Genomic DNA, 22,432 nt, shown 5'->3' with positions numbered 1-22,432 from the left:
CCCTCACCAGGAGAGAAAAACGGATGTCCCCCACCGTTCTGTACCGCCAGTTGCCCGGAGAGGGCCTCGACATGTTCATCGCGGAGTTCCGGAAAGCCGCCGTCCGTGACCCGTTCGGTACCGTCTTCATCGTCCCGACGTCCTACCTCGCCCGGGAGGTCGCCCGCCGCCTCGGGGAGCAGGGTGTCCCGTTCGTCGCCGACGCGGTCACCACCCTCTCCGGGTTCGCCCGGAAAGTCTTTCTCGACTATGCAACGTCGGAGACGCTGATCTCCGAAGCCGAGTCCCGGCTCATCCTCGCCCGCATCCTCGCCGCCGGCAGGTACCCGCTTCTCGCCGGGACCGGAGCCGTCGACGAACTCGCGACCCTTTTTGAAGTACTCATCATGCGAAAGGTCGATTACCCGGCCGCCCTCGGCGACCTTGCGAGCGCCAAAAGCGCCGAGATCGCCGCCCTCTTCGACGCCTACCTCCGGTTCCTCGACGAGCACGGTCTTGTCGACGAGAATACGCTCTTTGCCCGGGTGACCCGGATGCTCTCCGAGACGGGGTGGTTCCGGATGATCTATATCTACGGCCTATTCGAGCCTATGCCGCTCGAACGCGACCTGCTTTTTGCCCTGCGGGAGTCTGCGGAGGAGTTTCACTACTCGATTCCCTATGGCGAAAACCCGGCGGTTTTTTCCGACGCCGGTGAGTGGCTGCTCCCGGATACGGTCATCTCCGGTGATGCCCCGGACACCCGCCGCTCACGCCTCGCCGCCCTCTTCTCCCGATCCGAGCCCGTTGACTGCGGCGACTGCGTCCGTCTCGCAGAGCGGCGTGACCGGGAGGGCGAGGTCCGGGCGATCGCGCAGGAGATCCGCGATCTGGTCGCCGCCGGCGTGCGGCCGGACGAGATCGCGGTCGCGTTCCCCGACTTCGCATCAGCGCTTCCCTGCGTGGAGGAGGTCTTCCCCGACTTCGGGGTTCCGTACACCGCGTCCGATGGCCGGGCGCTCTCCGCATCGCCGCTTGTCCGGGCGCTGCTCGACGTCGCTATGGTTCCCGCCCGCGGTTACCGGCGGGAGGACGTCGTCGCTCTCGCGACCTCCCCCTACCTGCCGTTCACCGGCGGTTGCGACCTCGACATCTTCTCCCGGGAGGCCCGGATAACCGCCGGGAATTGGGACGAGCGGCTCGCCGCGCTCGCCCGCTCCGTCGAAGAGGAGCGAGAACGGCCGGACACCCCGGAATCGGCAAAATCCCGGCTCGCCGAAAAGGTCGCCGCCATCGAGTCGGCACGCAAGACCGTCCGGGAACTCTTCGCCGATCTCGCGACGCTCGAAGGGACGAAGACGATTGGCGGCCATATCGCCGCCTATCGCGCGCTCCTTGAGCGGTGGCAGGCTCCGGTTATGCCGGAGGACGGCGATCCCGATCTCCTCGAGGAGGAAGCACGGGTTCTCAGGGGATTCAACGATGTCCTCGCGACGTTCGAACGCCTTTCCCGGCTGCTGCCGGAAGAGAAGATCTCCCTTGCGGAGTTCTCCTCCCTGCTCGCGCAGGGTGCCGCCGAAACCCGGACCGCCCGTCGGCGGAGCAGCGGCGGCGTCCGTGTGGTCGGCGTCCGGGAGGTTGCGCACCTCGCCGTCCCTTACCTCTTCATCGGCAACCTCGTCGAGGGCGTGATGCCGCGGCTGACCACCCGTCTCCCGCTCACCACCGACGCCGAGACCCGGCGCCTCGGGACGCGGTCGAAAGAGGATATCCTCCGGGAGGAGCGCTACTACTTCACCGCCGCCCTGCTTTCCGCCCGCACCCGCGTCTACCTGAGCTACCCCGCGGTCGACGGGGCAACGCCGCTGGTGCGCTCCGGGTTCGTGGACGCCGTTCGCGAGGCGTTCTCCCCGGGGACGTGGGGGAACGATGATCTCCCGGACTCCGGGCTCGCCGCAGCCCGGCGCGCCGGGGCCCTCCTCGCCCGGGGGGAGGTGCCGGACCGGATGCCGCGGGGGCTCTCCGTCCGCGAGGCCGTCCGCCGGCTCAACATAGAGAACTACCACCGGAAAGCCGGCTACGACTCTCCCTACGACGGCATGCTTGGGGACGATCCGGCGATACTCGCGGCGCTCGCCGAACGGTTCGGCGAGGGGGCAGTCTTCTCCCCGACGGCGCTCGAGACCTACGCCGACTGCCCGTTCCAGTTCTACCTGGAGCGGGTTCTCGGTCTTGCGCCGCTGCCCGAGGCCGATCCCGACCTGACGGCGCAGGAGCGGGGTGCCCTCGTCCACCGGATCGTCTACCGGTTCTACTCAGGCTGGAAGTGCGACGGCAACGGAGCGGTCACCGACGCGTGCTACGCGGACGCCCTCCGGCGGATCCTCGATACCGCCCGGGAGGAGATGGACCGGTTCACGTTCGAGACCCCGGCATGGGTCGCGGATAAAGAGCACCTCCTCGGGTCGCCTGCGGCGGGAAAGGGGGTGCTTGAGCGGTTCCTCCGGCACGAGGCCGAGGTCGCGGCCTCCCGCTTCGTCCCGCACGCCTTCGAGGTCTCGTTCGGCCTCCCGGTGGTGCCTGGGGAGGTCGACGCGGTATCGACGCCTGATGCGGTTGCGATCCCGCCCGGCGAGGAGACCATCCGCCTGCGGGGCAGGGTCGACCGGGTCGACATGCTGGCTGACGGGCGGTTCATGATCACCGACTACAAGACGGGGTCGTCGCATCCGCGGCTCAGGGATATTGAGGCCGGGAGAGCGCTCCAGCTCCCCCTCTACCTCCTGGCGGTCGAGAGACTGACCGGGATGGAGGGAGTCGCGGGCACCTACTACACCCTCCGGCGCGGCGAGGTCAAAAACAAGCCGGTCTTCTGGGACGCAGAACTGCAGGACTGTTTTGCCTGTTTCCCCGGCTCGCAGCGGAGCAGGGTCGAGGACGTCCGCGAGGTGGTAAAGGCTGCTTTAGACTGGACGCAGCGCTACCTCGCCGGGATACGCGCCGGGTGCTTTCCGCCCCGGTCGGATGCGGGTCCCTGCCCGCCCTACTGCGGGTTCAAGACCGTCTGCCGGTTCGACGCCCTGCGACTGCTTGACGCGGAGGTGATGCCCGATGGGACTGACTGAACGCCAGGCGCGGGCCGCGCTCGATCATTCGAGGAGCAAGTGCGTCACTGCCGGTGCGGGAACGGGGAAGACGCACGTCCTGGTGCAGAAGTACCTCAGCCTGCTTGAGTCGGGTGTCGGCGTCGGCAACATCCTTGCGCTGACCTTCACCGAGAAGGCGGCCGGCGAGATGAAAGTCCGGGTCCGCCAGGCGATCACGGAGAAGGAGGGCGAGCGGTGGGACGCGATCCGCGACGAATTTTTGTGGGCGAAGGTATCGACCTTCCACTCCTTCTGCGCCTCTGTTCTCCGGGAGTTCCCCATCGAGGCCGGCGTGGGGCCGTCTTTTTCCGTCCTCGACGAGCGGGAGGCGTTCTGGCTCCGTGAGGAGGCGATCGACGATCTAATCCACGGCGATCCGCCCGCGGAGTGCCGGGACGCGGTGATCGGCGCTCTCCGGGCCGTCGGAACCTACGAACTGAAGAACTACCTCGAGGCGCTGTACTCCCGCCGCGGGGCTGCGGAAGCGTTCTTTGCCGCCCTCGTGGAGAGCGAAGAGGGGGTGCTCGACGCCTGGCGGACGGCCCTGGAGCGGCACCGGGAGGCGGCAGTTGCGGCCTTCTTTGACCGTGCCGCCCCCTCTATCGAGACGCTTCGTGACCTTGCCGCTCGCTACCCGGGCGAGCGCGACCCGGCCGGGGCCTACCTCCGGGCGATCGAGCCCTGCCTCGCCGGCGAGGTTGCGGTCGCCGAACTTGCCGCGGTTCACAACGAGTCGCGCTTCCGCAGGAACATGGGGCAGAAGAAGAACTGGGAGGGGGACGACCTCAAAAACCTCCGGGCGGCCTACGGCATCCTCAGGCAGTGCCTCAAAGACCACGGGGATGCCTGCTCGCTCGCGCTCGACCCCACCGACCCCTTCGCCCGGGCGACGCTCGACTTCCTCCGCGACCTCGGGGTGGTCTTTAAGGCCTTCCTTGACTCGGTCGAGGCGGAGAAGCGGCGGATGAACGCCCTCGACTTTGATGACCTGGTGAGCCGCACCCACCGGCTCTTTCGCGACCGGGGGGACATCGTCGAGGCGCATTTTAGGAGCCGGTTCCGGTTTATCCTGGTCGACGAGTTTCAGGATACCGATCCCGTCCAGATCGCCATCATCCGCACCCTCCTCGGCGATTCCGCGAACCTGTTCGTCGTCGGCGACCCGAAACAGTCCATCTACCTCTTCCGGGAGGCCGACGTGACGCAGTTTTCGCATACCCGGGACCTGATCGAGCGGGACCTCGGGGGGGAGACGGTCGCGCTCGACGTCAACTTCCGGAGCACGCCTGAGGTCGTTGGGTTCACGAACGCCGTCTTTTCCGCCCTGATGGCGGAGGCCGGCCGGCCCTGGGAGTTCCTCTACGAACCGCTGCATGCGTTCCGCCGAAACGACGCCGGTTCGGTCGAACTCCTCCTCAGCCAGAAGATCAAAGACCGGGCGGCCGGCCGCCGGGCCGAGGCGGAGATGGCGGCAAGGAAGATCCGTTCTCTCGTCGAGCGGGGGGAGAAGCGGATTTCCCACGACGGGGAGGTCCGGCCGGCAGGCTACGGCGACGTCGCCGTCCTGCTCGAGCGGCGGACGAACCTCGCCTACTACGAGTGGGCGCTCGCCCGCTACGGCGTCCCCTACCACGTCCATGCCGGTCTCGGGTTCTACGACCGCCAGGAGGTCTACGACCTCTACAACATCCTCCGGTTCCTCGCAAACAACCTGGACGACGCGGCGCTCTACGGCGTGCTGCGCTCACCCTACTTCGGGTTCTCCGACGCCCGGCTCTTCCATATCGCCCGGTTGCCGGGGAATTCTCTCTGGGAGCGGCTGCAGGCCGCGGCGGAGCCTGCGGCGGCGACCATCCGGGGCTGGCTCTCGCTCTCCCGCAGGCTTCCGCCCGCCCGCCTCCTCCGCCGGATCGTCGACGAGTCGGGGATCTTCGTCGTCTTCGGCGGGACGGCTGGGGGCGAGCAGGCCGCGGCGAACGTTGAGAAACTGATCGCCCTTGCAAGGGATGCCGAATTCTCCACACTTCCAGAGTTTGTCGCAGAACTTGGCCGTTGTATCGACGACGCACAACGGGAGGGAGATGCTCCTCTCGACTTCGCCTCCACGGACGCGGTCTCGATCATGACGGTGCACGCCGCGAAAGGGCTTGAGTTCCCGGTCGTCGTCGTTCCCGACCTCGCAGAGACACCCCGGTCCGGCGGGGGCACGATCATGGTGGAGGAGGGGTTGCTGCTCGGGGTCTCGATACCGAACCCGGCAAACGATCACGAGCGCGAGGAGACGCCCATCCTCCGTCTCCTCAAGGACGAGTACCGGCAGAAGGAGGAGGCGGAGCGTAAACGGCTCTTCTACGTTGCGGTCACCCGTGCAAAAGATCACCTCATCCTCTGCGGGGAGATGCCTGACGCGGCCCCGGAGAGCCTCCGCGACGGGAAGACCCGGATGGCCTGGCTCGCGCACTGCCTCGGGCTCTGCGACGAGGTCTACGCCCGGGGCGAAGCCGGCCTCGGGACGCTCCGTATCCCGCTTACCCTTGACCCCGCGGCAATCCCGGTCGACGTGCAGGAGATCGCCCCGGTCTGCCTGCCGGTTCCCGACGACATCCCCGCGCCGGAGGTTCCGGCGTGCATCCCTTCCAACGGGAAGAGGGAACGTGCCTACTCGGCAAGCGAGGTTGAGGCGTACCTCCGCGGCCCGGCCTCCGCCGGAACGACCAAAGATGACGCGCTGACCCGCGGTTTGGTCGTCCACGAGGTCTTCCGCGGCCGGGATCCCGTCGCGGTGCTGCGACGCTACGGGCTGGACCCTGCCCGGGCTGCGGAGTTCCAGGAACTCTACGCCCGGTTCCTCGCGTCCCCCCTGATGCAGGGGATTGTTCGCGACCACCGCGAGGTGCCGTTTTCGGTGCGGGTGAACGGAATCGCGTTCAGGGGTGTCATCGACCGGCTGGTGCAGCGGCAGAACGGCACCTGGATGCTCATCGACTACAAGACCGGGACGCCGGGGGACGCCGGGGAGTATGCGATCCAGATGGCGATCTACCGCCGCGCCGCCGCCCAGATCCTCGGGGCTCCGGTCACGCCCTACCTCTACTTCGTCGATGCCGACCGCTGGGTGGAGATCGAGGTGGACGAGGATCTGGTCTTCGCCGAGATCGCCCGTGCGGTCAGTGGGATCGAAGAAGAGAGTTTTTGACGGCGGCGCGGTCTCTCCGCGAATCCGAAAGAGATAGAGGGTTGTCCCAAAACGCTGTTCCCAGGAAGGGGACACCCCCTCCCGGACCCCCCCGGGTGGCGATATCCAACGGAAAGCCGTTTCACCCTCCTGGCTCTCAGGATGAGGCTCAGATGGCGGATACCTGAGATGTAAGGGATCCGATCAGGGTATACCGATGGCTCGGAGATCGTTTTGAGATGAACTCATATGCTGCTGTGAACGCCCCGCACCACGGGCACGGCGGCACCGCTCAGTCGTACAGGCCGATCGCCAGGTAGTCGTCGTCCGAGAGTTCGAGGACGACCGAGCCGTCGTCCAGGACGTCGCCGGGGATGACCCATTCGGAATCGACCTCCCTGACCTCTTCGACCCCGTCCGGGGTCCTCACGAGCACGTTCATGGTATCTCCTGCTGCGTCCGGCTCAACCCGGATCAGGCCCTCCTCTTCAGCGGTCCCTGGAGCATTGCCGGATTATCTACGCTTCGTCCCCGCCAGGGCAGGTGAGTTCGCAGGCCCGGCAGTGGTCGATCCGTTCCCGCCCGGACTTCTTATCGGTGCTCATCCGCGCCAGGCACCGTTCACGGCTGTACGTTCCGGTGCAAAAGGCGTCCATCGGGCAGGCGCGGATGCAGTACTCCTCGCAGCCGGCGCAGGGGTCTTCTCCCTCCGGTGATGGTTCTTCGGGGCAGTCCAGGTCTGCCCATACCGCCCGGAACCGGATCCGCGGCCCGTAACCGGGGACGAGGACGAGGTTGTTATGTCCCATCCGCCCGATCCCTGCCAGAGAGGCCGCGTCTTTGAGGTAGATCCCGCCGTCCTCGAGCCGGTAGGGGATGAGGCGGGCGCGGACTACGTACTCTTCCTGCAGCCAGCGGGCGAGGTCTTTACCGATCCTCGCGAGGATCCGGTCGCCGGGCGTCCCCCGGCCCGGCTCCCAGAGGTCGAGTTCGGGGTGCTCCGGGTCGTGGGAGAGGCCGAGGACGATGTAGGTGCCGCGGTCCTGCGAGCCCGGGCGTTTTTCCGCGATGGCCGAGGGGCAGTCGATGAGCCTCTTTGCCGGGACGGTGCCCACTACGTCTGCGCCGAGTTCATGCGCCTTTCGGATGGCCGCCCTGATGATCTCGGGGTCGTTGAGCATAGTGGAGAGTGGGCGCGGGGGGTGAAGAAAGGAGCGGTCATCCGGGCTCCCGGGTGGTCTTTTCCCCGTTCATCCTGGGAACCCCCGGAGGAGAGGCGGACGGGGAAGAGAAAATGGCTGACCGTAAGAGCTGGATGCAGAAACCTCGTTGAAAAAACGCTTATCCGGTCGAAACCGGTCGTAGAGTGTTGCCGCCGGTCCAGATGGTACTAGTATCCGTCCCGGCGGACCTGTCGCCCTCACCTGGTGAGATCAACCCCACCTGCCGCAAGGGGCCGGCAGCAGAGCCTGCCGCTGTGGACATCCTTCATCACGGCATCGATCTTTCCTTCCTGCAGTGTCCCTTTGCAGAACGTGCATCTCTCCGGGATCATCCCGCATCCTCTTCAGAGATACCGGGCAAAATCGTCGGGATCAATCTTCGCCAGCTTCAGAACCCCGCGGAGCGTGCCTATCTTCAGCTCGTCGTGCAACGGGACGACTGCCCCAACCTTATCGCCGGGCGTCGCCTTTGACATGCGCACATGGCTCCCGGTCTACCCGCTGACGGCGAATCCATACTGTTTTGAGAGTATCTTTATCACTGTCTCGCCAGATACCGGCTTAAGCCCGGGCACCCTCGGTCACCTCAAACGTCGTGATGATCAGCCTTCTCCCGTCTTCCAGCAGGGATTCTTCTAAGTACAGCTCCGTAGCCTCTTTGAGGTTGGCTACCGCCTCCTCCACCGTCCGGCCCTGGCTGACGGTGCCGACCTCCGGGCACTCCGCGATGTACATATCCTCTTCCCTGTAGAGCACTGCCGTGAACGTCCTCATGATCTCAGCGATAGAATAGCATCTCCCTTTGTGATGATAATACTGACCGACGTCTTCGGGTGGTCATTTCGCCCGCTTGGAAGAGTTCAAACGCGGGTTCAAACCCGGACCCCCGGGGACGTCCCCGGTCGTCAGGCCGGAGAAGGATTGCGGAATCCACACTCTCCTGACGTCCACTGCACCCCTATCCCCCACCCAGCACCCTCACCCTCACCGCCACCACCCTGCCCACGACCCCGCCGGCGCTGATCGTTGAGATCCCCTTCTCAACACCTACTTTCTCCGCCCGCCATCCCTTCAGGGGCCGGAGCCGGGCCTCGAAGTCTTCGTCCTGCGCCTCCATTCGCGCGAGCGTCCGGCAGATCCACTTTACGTCCCGGTTCGTCTCGTAAGACCGGGCTCCCGGGTGGTCTTTTCGTCGATCATCCTGGTAACCCTCCCGGGTCTCCTTGATCGACAACGGATGACCGCGGGTCGCCCGGTGCATGGTCTTGTCCATGGACGCCCGGGGCTCCACCCCGAAATACCCCTTGTCGCGATACACCGTCTCGCCTTTCCTGGAGAGGTCGATCCTGCTGTCATGGAGCGACGCGGTGGTGGCCTCGATCCGGCGGATGATCTGGTAGTCCCTGTCCATGAGGACATGGAGTTTGTAGCCGAAGTGGGATTTCGACCCCTTCTTCGCCCAGGTGCCGTCGCGGCTGCGCCGCGTCTCTGCCTGCTCGCCCCGGGGCATGTCCGGGCTCGGCGGTGATGAACGAGGCGTCCTGCATGACGCCGCGCCTGATGGTGAGCCCTTGTACTTCGAGTTGCCGCTGGAACTCATCCCAGATCGCAGTATCTTTCCCGGTTGTGGCCAGGCGTTCCCGGAGCAGCCAGACCGTTGACCGATCCGGAATGGTCTCCGGATACCCGGGGAGTGGCAAAACGAGATCCGGTCGGTCGCCTGACGCTCCAGTTCAGGATCCGAGAGGCCATACCACTGCTGGAGCACCAGCAGTTTGATCATGAGAACGACGTCACAGCTCGGACGACCACCTCGACCCTCGGCATTTGTGTAGAGGTCAGCAAGCAGAGGACGGAAGGCTTCCCAGTCGATCAGACCGCTAACCTCACCCAGTCGATCACCCAGGGCGGCAAGAGAGGCATATTCGTGCCGAATCGCGAAATTGGTAAACGTACTCATGGGAAAAACGTCGATCCGGGACTATAAAGTACTTTGGATGAGACGGGGTTGTTCGAAATTCTCTCTAATTATGCAGAGTGAGGGGGATGAGGGAGGGATCTGCGTGGTCGCTGAAAGTTGCCGTCAAACCAGTGAGGCTGTTGGATCGATGGCCTCCCCCGAGCCCATCAAATCAACGATCTGGCTTATAAACTCTTCTCTCTTTTCCGGTAGTATGCGCGCCTCTGGCGCACCTTGCCAGTTTATCTGGTTTTTACCGGAGATTTACCAGGTCTGCTAATTTTTTTGCGCCTCGATGAGGGCTGTTCCGACAGGTATATATACCTGGCCCCAAAATGGCTCATGGCCTTTAACACCGAGTTTTTGGCAAAAAAAGGCGGATTTGAAGAGATTGAACCAGGGTTCTCTCTCACGGAGTTCCTCAGTTCGCCCTATCTGGACACCATTGCACAGACTATTGAACGAGAATACTACTCCAGACAGGTCTCTCGGTTCCATTATCCGGTTATTCTTATGATCAAACTACTTGTCATCAAGTGTTTCAGGAAACAGTCCTATGTCCGGACAATTCGTCTCCTGACAGAGGATGATTGTTTCAACCTTGGTGCAGAGAAGACTGAAGCAGGGTATCTATTGCCCAATCCTGCAACACTCCACAATTTTGTGAAATATCGTCTCGGCGTCGAAGGTGTGGAACGGCTTATGCATCTTGTCGGTGAGGCAATTGTTCTCTGGGCACAGCAGGAGAGGGTTGGGATCATCGATTCAACTCCAATCGAAGCATCCCGGTATGACAGATATGCTCTTTTTCACCCGCATTACCAGGTTAAGATGGATAAAGCGCATATCTTCCATCTCGGACCATACCCACTCACCATGGTCTACTCGAATGGGACTGATGCGGATTTAACCCACCTTTTTCCACTTATCGAGAGAGTGGAGGCGCTGAAACCTAAACTCAGTCTTGTGCTGCTTGATACCGGATACGACTCATACGAGGCACATGCACACCTCTGGTATCATCTGAATGCTCGACCCTGTATTGATACCCGGGATGGGGCAGTGATCCAGGAAGAAGGGACGGAACCACGCATCCGGCATTGGGTCAACAAACTCTGGAGAGCAGGGGGAGATATCCATGCTCCCCTGACTCAACAGTTGCGATTCCTATACCAGCATGGAAGAGTTGAACAGGTCGGGATGCATTTGCGAAACAAGAATCTTCTCGACCCGGAATTCCCAACTCTCATACAAAGCCGCGGTGAGTGTGAACGGATACATGGCCGGATTAAGGCTTCTGTAACCTTTCACCTCAAAGGGATCCGACATGAGAGCCGGAAACTCTATATGACTCTCAACTTCGTAGCATATCAAATTCTCCTTCTGTTCGGGTTGCGCGCGGGACTGAAGAATCCAACGCACCTGAGTGCACTGGTCTGAGGGAATCTGATACTCAGTCGGAGTTGAGGGAACTTTTCCCCCCCCCGAAATATGGGGGGACATGAAGAGCGGGAGCTGTCTTCAGTTTTCCAGGTTCTGCCACAATTTGCTCTCAAGGCTCGAGGTATCGTCTCTATGAGAGGGTGGGAGATGAGGTGGAGGACTCTAATTATGCAGAGTGAGGGGGATGAGGGAGGGATCTTGCGTGGTCGCTGAAAGTTGCCATCAAACCAGTGAGGGCATTGGATCGATGGCCTCCCCCCGTCCTGGAGTAATAAAGGCAAAAGGTTTAACCGTTCAATATCCTATATAGCATTGTTCGAATGAACGCGAACGGACTCTGCCATCGCAGAGGATCATGGAGGTAGGTATATGAAACCCGAGGATTTTGAGAAGATCATCAGCAGTGCCATAGACAGCGAGGTGGAATCGTACACCTTCTACAAATCGGTTGCCGACAGGGCGAAGGACAAAAGCCTGAAGACCATCTTCCTCGACCTCGCCGAGGACGAGAAGGGTCACCGTGAGTATCTGCAGCAGGTGCTGACCCGCGGGCTAAAGGAGATGCACTTCATAGACGCTCCCGACTACAAGGTCACCGACGCTTTCGACGAGCCCGAACTCTCCGTCGATATGAAGCCGCTCGACGGTCTGCTCCTGGCCATCAAGAAAGAACTGCAGGCTGCCCAGATGTACTCCAGGTTGGCCAGAGCCTCTGCAGACGCAGAGCAGAAGATGGTCTTTGAGCAGCTCGCCAACATGGAGAAGGGGCACAAAGCCCGGCTCGAGGATATCTACACGAACATGGCATACCCCGAGGTGTGGTGATAGGCACCACCTCTCACAACAACTTCTACTCACGCTCAAACTGCCGTGACAGAGGCGGCCGGAACACCCGATGCCGCCCGGTGTCATCGGCCCCCCCCTTTTGTTCTATATATTTAAAACTTTCCATTAGCAAATGGCTATGAGGAAGTAAGACAAAAATATCCAGATACCCAAATGAAGAAGATCATCATCAGGGGGGCGCGGGAACACAACCTCAACAACATAACCGTCGAACTCCCGCGCGACCGACTCATCGTCCTCACTGGTGTATCCGGCTCAGGAAAATCCACGCTTGCCTTTGACACCATCTACGCCGAGGGGCAGCGGCGCTACGTGGAGTCGCTCTCCGCCTACGCGCGACAGTTCCTGGGTCTGATGCAGAAACCAGACGTCGACAGCATCGAAGGGCTCTCTCCTGCCATATCCATCGAACAGAAGACTACATCAAAGAATCCACGGAGCACCGTCGGCACCGTCACCGAGGTCTACGACTACCTGCGGCTCCTCTTTGCCCGGGTTGGAAAACCCTTCTGCCCGGAGCACCAGATCCCCATAGAGGCGCAGTCACCTGAGAAGATCGCCGACCGGATCGCCTCCACGATGACCGGGACGGTCACCATCCTTGCCCCGATAGTCCGGCAGAAGAAGGGGACATACCAGCAGGTTTTCCGCGACCTCAACCGTGAGGGTTATGCGCGAGTCCGGGTGAACGGGGAGATCCGGCGTACAGACGAGGAGATCACCCTGGAACGTTACCGCAAACACGACATCGAGGTTGTCATCGACCGCCTCTCCGTCGACGAGCGCTCAAGGCTTGCCGAGGCCGTCGAGAACGCCCTTGAAAAGGCCGGAGGGCTGGTCATCGCCGTCGACAGCGAGGGGCGCGAGGAGACCTGTTCCTCGCTCATGGCCTGTCCGGTCTGCGGGATTGCGTTTGAAGAACTCCAGCCCCGGATGTTCTCCTTCAACAGCCCGTTCGGTGCCTGTGAGGAGTGCAACGGCCTCGGGATCCGGATGGAGTTCGACCCCGACCTTATAATACCTGACAGGAACAAATGCATCGCCGAGGGCGCCGTCGCGCTCTACCGGAACTACGTTGACGGCTACCGGGTGCACCACCTCGCTGCGGTGGCCGACCGATACGGGTTCTCCCTCCTGACGCCGATAAAGGATCTGACCGAACAACAGTATCGGGTACTTATGTATGGCTCGAACGAGCGACTCCGGTTCTCGGTGGAGGCAAGGAACGGCGACTCCTCATGGTCACATACCGGCAGATGGGAGGGGCTTGTGCCCCAGGCAGAGCGGCTCCACAGCCAGACGAGATCGGATTACCGGCGCCGGGAACTCGAGAAGTTCATGCGCGTCCTCCCATGCCCAAGATGCGGCGGCCGGAGGCTCAAGGAGAAGGTCCTCGCCGTGAAGGTCGCCGGGAAGTCCATCGTCGATGTCACCGACCTCTCCATAACCGAGGCGCTTTCGTTCTTCAGGACGCTAGACCTTACCGAGACCGAGCGCGAGATCGCAAAACAGGTCCTCAAAGAGATAATCGCCCGTCTCGAGTTTCTGGAGCAGGTGGGTGTCGGCTACCTGACGCTCTCGCGGAGTGCCGGGAGCCTCTCCGGCGGCGAGGCGCAGCGGATACGCCTGGCAACACAGATCGGATCAAACCTCACAGGTGTTCTCTACGTCCTGGATGAGCCCTCAATCGGGCTGCACCAGCGCGACAACCGGAAACTGCTCGAGACCCTCCGACACCTCCGTGACCTTGGCAACACCCTGATCGTGGTTGAGCACGACGAGGAGACCATCCGGAGCGCCGACTGGGTTGTGGACATGGGACCTGGAGCAGGGCTCCACGGCGGCGAGATAGTCGCGGAAGGTCCGCCAGAAGTCATCGCGGCGACACCGGGTTCGCTCACGGGGAGGTACCTTGCGGGCGATCTAAAGATCGAGGTCCCCGCCAGGCGCAGGAGGAGCGATCGGTTCATCCGGCTCTCCGGATGCCGGGCAAACAACCTCAAGGAGATCGATGTCAGGATTCCGATCGGCGTCCTGACGGTTGTAACCGGTGTCTCGGGTTCAGGGAAGTCAACGCTCATCTACGACACACTCTACCGCGCACTGATGCAGCGGCTCCATAACTCACGCGAACCCGCCGGCGAGTTTGATAGCCTCACGTTTGATGAAGAGATCGACAAGGTGATAGTCATAGACCAGAGCCCCATCGGCCGGACGCCGCGCTCGAACCCGGCAACCTACACCAAGGTCTTTGACGAGATCAGGAAGGTCTTTGCCGGGACAAAGGAGGCAAAGGTCAGGGGCTACAACGCCGGGCGGTTCTCGTTCAATGTGCGCGGCGGGCGGTGCGAGGCCTGCCAGGGAGAAGGACTCATCAAGATCGAGATGAACTTCCTCCCCGATGTCTACGTCGAGTGCGAGGAGTGCCGGGGAAAACGTTACAACCGCGAGACGCTTGAGGTGAAGTACAGGGGTAAATCAATCGCCGATGTCCTCGATATGAGCGTCGAGGAGGCGCTTGCCCTCTTTGAGAACGTCCCCTCCATCAGGAACAAACTCGAGACACTCTCCAGGGTAGGGCTTGGCTACATCAACCTCGGGCAGAGTTCCACGACCCTCTCTGGCGGCGAGGCGCAGAGGATCAAGCTGACCCGTGAACTCTCGAAGCGGGCGACTGGAAGGACGCTCTACCTCCTCGACGAACCGACTACGGGGCTGCACTTCCATGATGTGAAGAACCTGATCGCCGTCCTGGACGATCTTGTGGCCCGGGGGAACACCATGGTCGTGATCGAGCATAACCTGGATGTCATAAAGTCAGCCGACTACATCATCGACCTGGGGCCCGAGGGCGGGGACGCCGGCGGCGAGGTCATCGCGACTGGAACCCCTGAAGAGGTCGCGGAAGTTGAGGGGAGCCACACCGGGGCGTTCTTGAAAAAGATACTGAAACAATGACAGATGACACCCACGAGAGGCTAGGGCTGCGATTCAGTGCTGGGTTTACCGCAACACCTCCCCAGAGACCCCTGCCTGCAAAGACTTTATCGATTCCAACACCTGTATTCACATATGAGAGAGCCGCCGTCAACGGCGGTGTTGACTTACGCGAGAGCGCGGAGGGGCCTTCTCTCTCCGGAAAAACAGCACCTGAACCATGATCGACCCTGCAACCCTTCCGGCTGAACCTGGCTGTTACCTCTTCTCCGACGAGGGGGGGAACGTCATCTACGTGGGTAAGGCTAGGAACCTCCGGAAGCGCGTCTCAAGTTACTTCTCCCGCCACGACCTCGACCCGAAGACTGCACGCCTGGTGGACGCCATCGCCGGGATCGACTTCATCGTCACAGACACCGAGGTTGAGGCGTTCATCCTGGAGAACACCCTGATAAAGAAACACCAGCCGAAGTACAACATCGACCTGAAGGACTCGAAGACCTACGCCTACATCCACATCACCGACGAACCGTTCCCAAGGATCCATGTCGCCCGGGGACCCGACGAAAACGGTCGTTACTACGGGCCGTTTGTTTCGGCGAGAGAACGTGACGACCTTCTCCGGCTCTTAAAATCGCTATTTGGGCTCCGTTCATGCCGTCGCCTTCCCCGGCGGGCGTGCCTGCGGGCGCACATCGGCTCGTGCAGCGCCCCCTGTATCGGGAGGATCGGCGAGGAGGAGTACGGGGAGAGAGTCCGGAGGGCCGAGGCCGTCCTCAAAGGTGATATCGGCGGGCTCATCCGGACGCTCAGGGATGAGATGGCGGCGCATGCGGAACGCCTCGATTACGAACGGGCGATGGATCTCCGTGACCAGATCACTGCTCTTGAGCGGTTGCGCGAACGTCAACATGTCGACCGGCAGAAGACCTACAACGAGGATATCATCAACTATATCAGAAGCGATGGAACCGTCTATCTGATGCTCTTCAACGTTGACCGGGGGACGCTTGCCGGGAAGCACCAGTACACCTTCGATGAGACTGAAGGTTTCCTCGAGGAGTTCCTGGCCCGCTACTACGCCGACCATGAACCGCCGGAGGAGGTGATCCTCCCCGAACCTGTGGACGATGCGGTCGCCATCTACCTCTCCCACCTCAGGGGCGGGAAGGTCCGTCTTGTGGTGCCGCAACGAGGGGAGAAGAAGAACCTGCTGGACCTTGTCGGAAAGAACGTCGAGATCACATTCTTCGGCGACCGGATCAAACTAGAGGAGCTCAGACGCCGTCTCCACCTCCCGAGCCTACCGGTCGCGATCGAGTGTTTTGACATATCCCACCTTTCAGGGACGGCGATGGTTGGATCGATGGTCAGGTTCTACTGTGGAAAACCCGACCGGCGCAACTACCGCCGGTTCCGGATCAGGTCGGTCGAGGGCATCGACGACTTCGCAGCGATCGCAGAGGTCGTGCGCCGGCGCTACACCCGTTTGAAGAAAGAGGATGGGGAATTCCCGGACCTCATCCTGATCGACGGCGGAAAAGGGCAGCTGACAGCGGCAACCGCCGTGCTCCGGGAACTCGGGGTCAGCATCCCCATCGCGGCCATCGCCAAGCGTGAAGAGGAGGTCTTTATACCGGGTTTCTCCCACCCACTGCCGCTTGACCGCCACGAGAAGGCGTCACTCTTCATTCAGGAGATCCGCGACGAGGCGCACAGGTTTGCGATCACCTACCACAGGAACCTGCGGAGGAAGACGGTGGCACCATGACCGGGTTTCAACTTACAGCGGATTTTGCGCCAACCGGGTCCCAGCCCGAAGCCATCCGGAAACTCACCGCCGGCATCGAGAGCGGCGAGCGGTTCCAGACGCTGCTCGGGGTGACCGGATCGGGCAAGACCTTCACGATAGCAAACGTGATCCAGAACGTCCAGAAACCCACCCTGGTTCTCGCCCACAACAAGACGCTTGCGGCCCAGCTCTACAACGAGTTCAGATCATTCTTCCCTGGCAACAGGGTGGAATATTTTGTCTCATACTACGACTACTACCAGCCCGAGTCCTACATCCCGAAACGCGACCTCTACATCGAGAAGGACGCCCAGATCAACCCGAGGATCGAGCAGATGCGGCTTTCTGCCACCGCCTCTGTCCTCTCCCGTCCTGATACCATAGTAGTCGCCTCGGTCTCATGCATCTACGGTCTTGGAAACCCCGAGAACTTCCGGGGGCTGGGGTTCGAGTTGAAGGTCGGCGACCGGATGAGGCGTGATGATATCCTCCGGAAGCTCGTGGATATCCAGTTTGAGAGGAACGATATCGAACTTGCTCCTGGCCGGTTCCGGGCGCGCGGCGACACAATCGACCTTATCACCGGCTACTTCAGCAACATCATAAGGATCGAACTCTTTGGGGACGAGATCGACCGGATCAGCGAGATCGATAAGACCTCAGGAGAGCGGGTCGAGACGATGGACTACTTCTTCGTCTACCCCGCCCGCCACTTTGTCGTCCCGGAGGAGACAAAAGAGCGGGCGATCGCATCGATCGTGGAGGAACTCGATGAATGGCTCCCGAACCTGGGGATGATCGAGGCGCACCGGTTGCGCCAGCGGACGCTCTACGACATCGAGATGATCCGGGAGACCGGGACGTGTAAGGGGATCGAGAACTACTCACGCCACTTCGATGGGAGGAAACCCGGGGAACAGCCCTACTGTCTGCTGGACTACTTCCCGCACGATTTCCTGATGGTGATCGATGAGAGTCACCAGACCCTCCCGCAGGTGCGCGGGATGTACCATGGCGACTACTCAAGGAAGAAAGCGCTTGTGGAATACGGGTTTCGCCTCCCCTCGGCGTTTGACAACAGGCCGTTGAAGTTCAACGAGTTTACAGACTACATGCGGACGGTTATCTTCGTCTCGGCAACTCCGGGTGACTACGAACTGAAACGCTCAACCGTCGTTGAGCAGATCATCCGGCCGACGGGGCTTGTTGACCCGGCGGTGGATGTCCGGCCGATCGAGGGGCAGATCCCGGACGTTATGGCGGAGATCAGGGCCACCATCGAGCGCGGCGACCGGGTGCTTCTGACGACGCTCACAAAAAGGCTTGCAGAAGAACTCTCGGACTACCTGGCCGGCCAGGGTATAAAGACACGTTACCTCCACTCCGAGATCGATACCCTCGAGCGGACGGAGATCATCCGGCAGTTGCGCCTTGGGAAGTACGATGTGCTGGTCGGGATAAACCTTCTGCGTGAGGGGCTCGATATCCCCGAGGTTGGACTGGTCGGGATCCTGGACGCCGACAAAGAGGGGTTCCTGCGCGATGCCCGGAGCCTGATCCAGACGATCGGGCGGGCCGCGAGGAACGTTAACTCAAAGGTAGTGCTCTACGCCGACACAATGACCGACTCTATCAGGAGAGCCCTGGCGGAGACAGAGCGGCGGCGGGCGATGCAGATTGACTACAACGTTCAGCACGGGATCACGCCACAGACAATCAGGAAACCGATCCGCGAAAAGGAGGTTGATATCAAGGATATAAGGCACGTCCCGAAGGCCGAGATCCCGAACCTGGTCATCGAGCTCGAGGCCGAGATGCGGGAAGCAGCAGAACGCCTGGAGTTCGAGCGGGCGATTGCCCTCCGCGACACGATCCGGAGACTGCAGGGGGAGGGGGCGGCAAAGAAGGCCCGGGGGTGACCGCAAATCAGGTTCACAGCACACCACCGGACGTCCCTCCCTGTGTTCAAGTGCGCGGCAAAAGATGCCGGTGCGGCGTTTCGTCTTCTATCTTTAAGGGATAACAGCGCGTGATGAGGCCCAATGGTTCACGGAGAGGGTACATTGCAGGGTCTTCACCGGAACTCCGCATGAAAGCGTGGGCAGGTAGGAGGGGCTGTGTGGCGATACCACCCTGGAATTCGTTCCCGGGCGCGCGAGGGAACTTTTCGGTGAGGGGTTTGCTGGAATACCGGAGAGAATCCTTCAGGCGAAGGACTGAGGGGGGAAAGCAATCCCAACCATGTCCCCTCCCCGGATTGAGATATCAGCAAAATCGAATACGCCCCGGCCGGGATTTGAACCCGGGTCAAAAGCTCCGCAGGCTTCTAGGATATCCGCTACCCTACCGGGACACAAGAACGGATCCGTTTACCCTAACAACTAGGGTTGTCCTGGTTAAAAAGGATTGCTCACCCGGTCAGCGGGAAAGAACATGCGGGTTCCTGGAACGCAGTCTTGATCCAACCGACTACACGCCGCCAACGCGCACCTGAATATCCACAGTAACCTCGTTTCCAGAGAACTCGAGCAGGTAGTCCCCGTACCTGCCAACGAAGATCCTTTTATGAGTGTCCGCGCTGAAGCCCTTCCCGAACCCATCCTCGGCCAGAATCTTACCGGTCGCGCTGTCCCGCACGATCACCCTGAACCAGGCGTCCTCGCTCGGGTATCTCTGGGTGACGACGATCTCATCTTTATCACCATAACTGCTTGTAGTATGTTTCTCCCGGGTGATCATCTTTGGTTCCACGTTGAACTCGATGATGAGCGGCGGTCTGGTCAGGTTGAATGAGTAGGCCTCAATTGTCTGCTCAAACTTTGACTTCTTCTGGTAGATGGTCACATAAGGGTCGCTCGTCGGCACAGTATCAGAGAACCTGTTGAGAGTTGGCGCAGCAAGAACGTCCGGTGTCGCTGTGGGATAGGGGGTGGCCGGGGTCAGGTAGCCGGGGTTGTAACCCTGCCCGCTGCTCTGCTCTTCTGTCGGCGGAATTCCACCCGATTGTCCTGTACTTACACCTGGCGGCAGCTCCGCGCACCCGGCAGAGGCAAGGATGATGACCAGTAGAACCACAGCTGCTATAAAAGGTATATGGCCCCCACTCATCGCAAAGGGATTGCGCAGCAGGGTATATATGTCTTTATCAATCATCCCGCGGATGAGAGGGCGCTCTTATTCCCCTGGCGAACGCAATTAGCAATGCATATCTGCGCCCGGTGTCAAGTTTTGTTGATAAAGATGAGCAAAAAGCAGGGGAAGAAAGGAAAGAAAACAGTAAGCCCGGCACACGGGAGGCAGGACGATAAAGGTGATCTCGATGCCGGAATCACCTCACCTGCACCCTCAGGCGTCTCTCCGCTTGATAAGGTCGTGACGGCGATCAGGACGTCCAGGTATCTCCAGATCCTCATCGGGCTGACGTTTGTAGGGTTTATATTCAGGTTCTATAACCTTGGTGGGAACTCCCTCTGGCTCGACGAAGCCACAACCCTCACGTTCGCCCGGCAGTCGGTGGGTGAGATCTGGGCAAGCGTCGCTGCTGGAGAGTTCAACCCGCCACTATTCTACTGGTTGGAGCACGGCATGATCCTCTTCGGAGAGAGCGAGTTTGTGCTCAGGTTTCTCCCCGCGCTCCTCGGCGTCCTGACGATCCCCGTCATATACCTCATCGGGAAGGAGTTCCGCGATAAAAACGTCGGACTCCTTGCAGCAGCGCTCCTCACCTTCTCACCCTTCCATATCTTCTACTCGCAGGAGGCCCGGGCATACGCGCCGATGCTCTTCTTCTTTTCCCTGGCGCTGCTCTTCTACATAAAGGCATACCGGTCGAACGAGACACGTTCCTGGGTTATCTTCGGGATCTTCTCAGCGATCGCTTTCTGGATGCACTTCTACGCTTTTGTGCCAGTCGCAGTACTTGTCCTGCACGCGCTGATCAGCCGGGTGGGGGAGATCAGGAGAGATCTCCGGAACGTACGAGGTATAGCACTCTCGATCATTGTGTTCATCTTAGCTACGCTTCCTCTGCTCGTCGTTACGACCAACCTATTCCTGGTGAGAACATCATCAGCCCCGACCTATGGCATTCAGGGTGCCAGCGTTATATATCAAACCCTGCTCCAGATATCGGGATTCAACGACCTGATCATGGTGTTGTTCATCTTTCTCTTCCTGGTCGGTGTCATCTCAACATGGCGCGAGGACAGAAATGGATCGCTCCTGCTCGTTTTCCTGATGATCCTCCCGCTGGCAGCAAGCCTCCTCCTCTCCTCAAGGATGCCGATGATCCCGCGTTACCTCATCTACCTTCTGCCGGTCTACTTCATCGGCATAGCATCATCGTATCCAGCGCTCTATGCTCTTGTTCGGGATAAGCGAGCAATATACCTTGCAATCATTGGTGTGTTCCTGATCAGCACGCCGTTCCTTGCAACCTACTACACGACACCGCAGAAGAACGACTGGCGTGGGTTTTCCGAGGAACTCGCGGGTATGACGGTAGAGGGCGATCTCATTGTCGTGTTGCCGCCTTACATGTCACAGCCGCTCGACTACTACTACAGCAACGCCACCGATGGGACGATCGAACTCGGAGCAAATACCGGGGAAGACCTCGATGCAATCCGGGAACAATATTCCGACCGGCGTGCGTTCTACGTGGTAACGGCTGATATACTCGCCGTCGACCCCACGGGTGAGGCTCTGGTCTGGCTTGATAAGAATACAGAGTTCGTTGGGCAGCGCATGGGGATATACCTCTTCAGGTCGGCCTAACGAGGTCATCATGAGCGAACGCTATAACCTCTCGGTGATCATCCCGACCTTTAACGAGGAGGAGAACATCGCCGCCATTATCGGTGCTGTCAACGATGTCTGCTCGAAGAACGGGATCCAGGCAGAGATCCTGGTGGTGGATGACAACTCAAATGACCGCACCATCCCGATCGTGCAGGATATCGTTAGGCGGTGTGAGAATGTGCGCCTGATAGTGCGGATGAACGACCATGGCCTATCCCAGTCGGTCGTAGATGGGTTCAGGGCAGCTCGGTCGGATATCCTCCTGGTAATCGACGCTGACTTTTCCCACCCGCCAGAACTTATCCCAAGGTTTTACGAGGCTATACGTGGCGGGGCGGATATAGCCATCGGGAGCAGGTACATGAAGGGTGGGGATATCGAGGAATGGCCAATCAAACGCCGGATTATATCTCTGGGAGCCACCGCGTTCGGGCGTGTACTATTTCCGGAGATCACCGACCCTGTGAGTGGTTTCTTTGCCGTGCGCCGAGAGGTCGTGGATAGAGCCCCTCTCGCACCGAGGGGTTACAAGATCCTGATGGAGGTCCTCGGCAAGGGCCGATGGCGCTCATTTGTCGAGATCCCATTTGTCTTCAGAGACCGCGCGGAGGGGGAGAGTAAACTGCGGCTGGAGACGATGCTTGATTACCTCCGGCAGTGCTGCGGCATTATCTGGTTTTCGGTCACACACCGCACCGGTCCAGTCTGGACGGAGTGGACAAAGATTCTCAGGTTCGGGGTTGTCGGGCTCTCGGGTATCTTTGTCAACATGGGACTTCTTTATGTTCTGACGGAGGTTGCAGGCCTCTATTACCTCGTCTCAGCGGCGTTCGCGATCGAGACCTCGATCGTGAACAACTTTATATGGAACGATCTCTGGACGTTTAATTCTGGAGGGAGGCTCAGGTTTACGAGGAGGCTCCACCGGTTTGTCTCGTTCCAGGTGGTCTCGATGGGCGGGCTTGCCATCAATATGCTGATACTCTACCTCCTTGTAGAGGTTGGAGGGATTTACTACCTCATCGCGAACCTTGCCGGGATCTTTGCAGCGTTTGCCTGGAACTTCATGGTCAACCGACACTTCACCTGGAAGAACGTGTAACGGATCACCGGTCAACCCTGCGTGCCCTC

General features: G+C 60.6%; 16 protein-coding genes and 1 tRNA gene. 9 read left to right on the top strand and 8 right to left on the bottom strand.

Going from position 1 to position 22,432, the window contains the following annotated elements; all coding sequences use genetic code 11:
- The first annotated feature begins 23 nt into the window (after positions 1-23).
- Together R6Y96_RS07010 and R6Y96_RS07005 are read left to right on the top strand one after the other, a co-directional pair.
- A complete protein-coding gene (locus tag R6Y96_RS07010; protein ID WP_318620542.1) occupies positions 24-3,104 on the top strand; it encodes a PD-(D/E)XK nuclease family protein in 3,081 nt (1,026 codons plus the stop codon).
- Positions 3,091-6,321 (top strand): UvrD-helicase domain-containing protein, encoded by a 3,231-nt coding sequence (locus tag R6Y96_RS07005; protein WP_318620541.1) that lies wholly within the window; start codon positions 3,091-3,093, stop codon positions 6,319-6,321. Before R6Y96_RS07010 ends, R6Y96_RS07005 begins: the two co-directional genes overlap by 14 nt.
- Before the next feature lie 271 nt (positions 6,322-6,592).
- On the opposite strand, the gene R6Y96_RS07000 is transcribed toward R6Y96_RS07005, so the two are convergent.
- The 6 genes from R6Y96_RS07000 to R6Y96_RS06975 form a co-directional block, all read right to left on the bottom strand.
- Positions 6,593-6,736 carry a hypothetical protein gene (locus R6Y96_RS07000; RefSeq protein WP_318622538.1) on the bottom strand — a complete coding sequence of 48 codons (144 nt, stop codon included), beginning with the start codon at positions 6,734-6,736 and terminating at the stop codon, positions 6,593-6,595.
- A gap of 82 nt (positions 6,737-6,818) precedes the next feature.
- Positions 6,819-7,481 carry a hypothetical protein gene (locus tag R6Y96_RS06995; protein ID WP_318620540.1) on the bottom strand — a complete coding sequence of 221 codons (663 nt, stop codon included), beginning with the start codon at positions 7,479-7,481 and terminating at the stop codon, positions 6,819-6,821.
- A gap of 239 nt (positions 7,482-7,720) precedes the next feature.
- Positions 7,721-7,855 carry a hypothetical protein gene (locus R6Y96_RS06990; RefSeq protein WP_318620539.1) on the bottom strand — a complete coding sequence of 45 codons (135 nt, stop codon included), beginning with the start codon at positions 7,853-7,855 and terminating at the stop codon, positions 7,721-7,723.
- Positions 7,856-7,867: 12 nt separating this feature from the next.
- Complete coding sequence (locus R6Y96_RS06985) at positions 7,868-8,005, bottom strand: type II toxin-antitoxin system HicA family toxin (protein WP_318620538.1); 138 nt, start codon at positions 8,003-8,005, stop codon at positions 7,868-7,870.
- A gap of 79 nt (positions 8,006-8,084) precedes the next feature.
- Positions 8,085-8,297 (bottom strand): type II toxin-antitoxin system HicB family antitoxin, encoded by a 213-nt coding sequence (locus tag R6Y96_RS06980; protein ID WP_318620537.1) that lies wholly within the window; start codon positions 8,295-8,297, stop codon positions 8,085-8,087.
- 184 nt (positions 8,298-8,481) lie between these two features.
- Complete coding sequence (locus tag R6Y96_RS06975) at positions 8,482-9,483, bottom strand: transposase (RefSeq protein ID WP_404810315.1); 1,002 nt, start codon at positions 9,481-9,483, stop codon at positions 8,482-8,484.
- A gap of 342 nt (positions 9,484-9,825) precedes the next feature.
- Between R6Y96_RS06975 and R6Y96_RS06970 the strand changes: the two genes are divergently transcribed.
- The 5 genes from R6Y96_RS06970 (at position 9,826) to uvrB (ending at position 18,420) form a co-directional block, all read left to right on the top strand.
- Entirely contained in the window at positions 9,826-10,923 is a 1,098-nt protein-coding gene (locus tag R6Y96_RS06970; protein WP_318620536.1) for a transposase, read from the top strand.
- Positions 10,924-11,295: 372 nt separating this feature from the next.
- Positions 11,296-11,751 (top strand): ferritin-like domain-containing protein, encoded by a 456-nt coding sequence (locus R6Y96_RS06965; protein ID WP_318620535.1) that lies wholly within the window; start codon positions 11,296-11,298, stop codon positions 11,749-11,751.
- Positions 11,752-11,925: 174 nt separating this feature from the next.
- Positions 11,926-14,730 (top strand): excinuclease ABC subunit UvrA, encoded by a 2,805-nt coding sequence (gene uvrA / locus R6Y96_RS06960; RefSeq protein ID WP_318620534.1) that lies wholly within the window; start codon positions 11,926-11,928, stop codon positions 14,728-14,730.
- Between the two features lie 199 nt (positions 14,731-14,929).
- Positions 14,930-16,480, top strand: a complete 1,551-nt coding sequence (gene uvrC, locus R6Y96_RS06955) for an excinuclease ABC subunit UvrC (protein ID WP_318620533.1) — start codon at positions 14,930-14,932, stop codon at positions 16,478-16,480.
- Entirely contained in the window at positions 16,477-18,420 is a 1,944-nt protein-coding gene (gene uvrB, locus R6Y96_RS06950) for an excinuclease ABC subunit UvrB (RefSeq protein WP_318620531.1), read from the top strand. The genes uvrC and uvrB overlap by 4 nt, the downstream gene beginning before the upstream one ends.
- Before the next feature lie 362 nt (positions 18,421-18,782).
- Here the strand turns inward: uvrB and R6Y96_RS06945 are convergent.
- Both R6Y96_RS06945 and R6Y96_RS06940 read right to left on the bottom strand, forming a co-directional pair.
- Positions 18,783-18,854: transfer RNA gene (locus R6Y96_RS06945), tRNA-Arg, on the bottom strand.
- A 116-nt stretch (positions 18,855-18,970) separates the two neighbouring features.
- Entirely contained in the window at positions 18,971-19,609 is a 639-nt protein-coding gene (locus R6Y96_RS06940; RefSeq protein ID WP_318620530.1) for a hypothetical protein, read from the bottom strand.
- 132 nt (positions 19,610-19,741) lie between these two features.
- On the opposite strand from R6Y96_RS06940, the gene R6Y96_RS06935 reads away from it, so the two are divergent.
- Positions 19,742-21,277, top strand: coding sequence for a glycosyltransferase family 39 protein (locus R6Y96_RS06935; RefSeq protein ID WP_318620529.1), 1,536 nt, complete (start codon positions 19,742-19,744; stop codon positions 21,275-21,277).
- Positions 21,278-21,287: 10 nt separating this feature from the next.
- Entirely contained in the window at positions 21,288-22,403 is a 1,116-nt protein-coding gene (locus R6Y96_RS06930; RefSeq protein ID WP_318620528.1) for a glycosyltransferase family 2 protein, read from the top strand.
- Positions 22,404-22,432: the final 29 nt, after the last annotated feature.

The organism is Methanoculleus receptaculi (assembly GCF_033472595.1).
Classification (GTDB): domain Archaea; phylum Halobacteriota; class Methanomicrobia; order Methanomicrobiales; family Methanoculleaceae; genus Methanoculleus; species Methanoculleus receptaculi.
The sequence above is the reverse complement of the archived record's forward strand: the minus strand, read 5'-3'. Positions and strand labels throughout refer to the sequence as shown.